At 53.6% G+C, this 2,980-nt stretch carries 1 rRNA gene; it reads left to right on the forward strand.

Annotation, left to right across the window (positions count from 1 at the left end):
• Positions 1-115 precede the first annotated feature (115 nt).
• Positions 116-2,980: ribosomal RNA gene (locus tag ACZ4EF_RS36810) — 23S ribosomal RNA — on the forward strand; the annotation flags it as partial.

Genomic DNA, 2,980 nt, shown 5'->3' on the forward strand with positions numbered 1-2,980 from the left:
GTCGTGAGGCTAAGGCGAGAGACATGAGTCTCTTTATTGATTGAGTCGTTATATTCGTATCCGGGCTTTGTACCCCCGGGTCACATGTATAACCCAAGGCAACTTGCGGTTATATGGTCAAGCGAATAAGCGCACACGGTGGATGCCTTGGCGGTCAGAGGCGATGAAGGACGTGGCAGCCTGCGAAAAGTATCGGGGAGCTGGCAACAAGCTTTGATCCGGTAATGTCCGAATGGGGAAACCCACCCGCTTGCGGGTATCCTGCAGTGAATACATAGCTGCTGGAAGCGAACCTGGTGAACTGAAACATCTAAGTAACCCGAGGAAAAGAAATCAACCGAGATTCCGTAAGTAGCGACGAGCGAACGCGGACTAGCCCTTAAGCTGATTTGGTTCTAGGAAAACGCTCTGGAAAGAGCGGCCATAGAAGGTGATAGCCCTGTATCTGAAAGGGCCATTTCAGTGAAGACGAGTAGGGCGGGGCACGTGAAACCCTGTCTGAACATGGGGGGACCATCCTCCAAGGCTAAATACTCCTGACCGACCGATAGTGAACCAGTACCGTGAGGGAAAGGCGAAAAGAACCCCGGAGAGGGGAGTGAAATAGAACCTGAAACCGTGTGCGTACAAGCAGTAGGAGCTCCGCAAGGAGTGACTGCGTACCTTTTGTATAATGGGTCAGCGACTTACTGTTCGTGGCAAGCTTAACCGTATAGGGGAGGCGAAGGGAAACCGAGTCTGATAAGGGCGCATAGTCGCGGGCAGTAGACCCGAAACCGGGTGATCTAGTCATGCCCAGGGTGAAGGTGCGGTAACACGCACTGGAGGCCCGAACCCACTCCCGTTGCAAAGGTAGGGGATGAGGTGTGATTAGGAGTGAAAAGCTAATCGAACCCGGAGATAGCTGGTTCTCCTCGAAAGCTATTTAGGTAGCGCCTCATATGTATCCTCTCGGGGGTAGAGCACTGTTATGGCTAGGGGGTCATCGCGACTTACCAAACCATTGCAAACTCCGAATACCGAGACGGACTGTATGGGAGACACACGGCGGGTGCTAACGTCCGTCGTGAAAAGGGAAACAACCCAGACCCACAGCTAAGGTCCCAAATTCACTGCTAAGTGGAAAACCATGTGGAAAGGCACAGACAGCCAGGAGGTTGGCTTAGAAGCAGCCACCCTTTAAAGAAAGCGTAATAGCTCACTGGTCGAGTCGGTCTGCGGGGAAGATTTAACGGGGCTAAGCAGTGAACCGAAGCTTGGGGTGCATACTTTGTATGCGCGGTAGAGGAGCGTTCCGTAAGCCGTTGAAGGTGGATTGAGAAGTCTGCTGGAGGTATCGGAAGTGCGAATGCTGACATGAGTAACGATAATGCGGGTGAAAAACCCGCACGCCGAAAGCCCAAGGTTTCCTTGCGCAACGTTAATCGGCGCAGGGTGAGTCGGCCCCTAAGGCGAGGACGAAAGTCGTAGTCGATGGGAAGCAGGTTAATATTCCTGCACCTCGCGTAAGTGCGATGGAGGGACGGAGAAGGTTAGGTGTACCAGGCGTTGGTTGTCCTGGGGAAAGGCGGTAGGTTTGGATCTTTGGCAAATCCGGGATCCTTTAAGACCGAGCACCGAGACGAGCCTTTATGGCGAAGTCACTGATACCACGCTTCCAGGAAAAGCTCCTAAGCTTCAGCTTACGCAGACCGTACCGTAAACCGACACAGGTGGGTAGGATGAGTATTCTAAGGCGCTTGAGAGAACTCGGGAGAAGGAACTCGGCAACATGGCACCGTAACTTCGGGAGAAGGTGCACCCTTTTTGGTGGCTCGTGCGAGCTATAGCTGAAGAGGGTCGCAGTAACCAGGCCGCTGCGACTGTTTATCAAAAACACAGCACTCTGCAAACACGAAAGTGGACGTATAGGGTGTGACGCCTGCCCGGTGCCGGAAGGTTAAATGATGGGGTGCAAGCTCTTGATCGAAGCCCCGGTAAACGGCGGCCGTAACTATAACGGTCCTAAGGTAGCGAAATTCCTTGTCGGGTAAGTTCCGACCTGCACGAATGGCGTAACGACAGCGGCGCTGTCTCCACCCGAGACTCAGTGAAATTGAAATCGCTGTGAAGATGCAGCGTTCCCGTGGCAAGACGGAAAGACCCCGTGAACCTTTACTATAGCTTTACACTGAACGTTGAGTTCGTCTGTGTAGGATAGGTGGGAGGCTATGAAACTGTGGCGCTAGCTGCAGTGGAGCCATCCTTGAAATACCACCCTGTCGTGCTTGACGTTCTAACCTGGGCCCATTATCTGGGTCGGGGACCGTGTATGGTGGGTAGTTTGACTGGGGCGGTCTCCTCCTAAAGAGTAACGGAGGAGCTCGAAGGTACGCTCAGCGCGGTCGGACATCGCGCACTGTGTGCAAAGGCATAAGCGTGCTTGACTGCAAGATCGACGGATCAAGCAGGTAGGAAACTAGGACTTAGTGATCCGGTGGTTCTGTATGGAAGGGCCATCGCTCAACGGATAAAAGGTACTCCGGGGATAACAGGCTGATACCGCCCAAGAGTTCATATCGACGGCGGTGTTTGGCACCTCGATGTCGGCTCATCACATCCTGGGGCTGTAGTCGGTCCCAAGGGTATGGCTGTTCGCCATTTAAAGTGGTACGCGAGCTGGGTTCAGAACGTCGTGAGACAGTTCGGTCCCTATCTGCCATGGGCGTTGGAGATTTGAGAGGGGCTGCTCCTAGTACGAGAGGACCGGAGTGGACGAACCTCTGGTGTACCGGTTGTCACGCCAGTGGCATTGCCGGGTAGCTATGTTCGGAAGAGATAACCGCTGAAAGCATCTAAGCGGGAAGCGCGCCTCAAGATGAGATCTCCCGGGGCACAAGCCCCCTGAAGGAACCATGTAGACTACGTGGTTGATAGGTCAGGTGTGTAAGTACAGCAATGTATTGAGCTAACTGATACTAATGATCCGAGAGGCTTGACC

It is taken from the genome of Streptomyces sp. NPDC025721, from assembly GCF_055558595.1.